The 781-nt window shown below is 52.0% G+C and carries 2 tRNA genes and 1 rRNA gene; all 3 read left to right on the top strand.

The annotated features are described in order from the left end of the window. Positions 1 to 101 precede the first annotated feature (101 nt). Positions 102 to 178, top strand: a tRNA-Ile gene (locus tag QLG08_RS01435). A gap of 142 nt (positions 179 to 320) precedes the next feature. Continuing rightward, positions 321 to 396: transfer RNA gene (locus QLG08_RS01430), tRNA-Ala, on the top strand. Positions 397 to 602: 206 nt separating this feature from the next. After that, positions 603 to 781: ribosomal RNA gene (locus QLG08_RS01425) — 23S ribosomal RNA — on the top strand; the annotation flags it as partial.

Here is a 781-nt window from a genome sequence, read left to right as displayed (position 1 = left end):
GGGAACCTGCGGTTGGATCACCTCCTTACCTGAAGATACCTTCCCGCGAAGTGCTCACACAGATTGTCTGATAGAAAGTCACGAGCAGAAAAAACCTCTACAGGCTTGTAGCTCAGGTGGTTAGAGCGCACCCCTGATAAGGGTGAGGTCGGTGGTTCAAGTCCACTCAGGCCTACCAACTTCGCACTCATGCTGCGTTATGTCTCCGGCTCGCATAGTTCACTATGCTTCGCGGACACACGCCTTGCCTGAGCACGAAGTGCACTTCTCACGAAGTGTACTCGGTTGAGTGGTAGTAGTGGTCTCTGCAGTAGCTGTATGGGGCTATAGCTCAGCTGGGAGAGCGCCTGCCTTGCACGCAGGAGGTCAGCGGTTCGATCCCGCTTAGCTCCACCATACTCACTACTGTTTTTTTCTGAAAATACTTCAGAGCGTACCGGCAACGGTGTGCTGCGAAGTATTCTGCTCTTTAACAATCCGGAACAAGCTGAAAATTTGAAACGACGCATTGTCGTGTTTCTCCGTAATAAGGAACACAGCACAACGCGTTCGAGTCTCTCAAAAGCTCATGACACGCAGCGTAAAACGCCTGTGGGTTGTGAGGTTAAGCGACTAAGCGTACACGGTGGATGCCCTGGCAGTCAGAGGCGATGAAGGGCGTGCTAATCTGCGATAAGCGCCGGTAAGGTGATATGAACCGCAATAACCGGCGATACCCGAATGGGGAAACCCAGTGTGACTCGTCACACTATCATGCAGTGAATACATAGCTGTATGAGGC

The organism is Pantoea sp. V106_11 (assembly GCF_029967885.1).
Lineage (GTDB): Bacteria > Pseudomonadota > Gammaproteobacteria > Enterobacterales > Enterobacteriaceae > Pantoea > Pantoea ananatis.
This window is presented reverse-complemented; position numbering and strand designations above follow the sequence as displayed.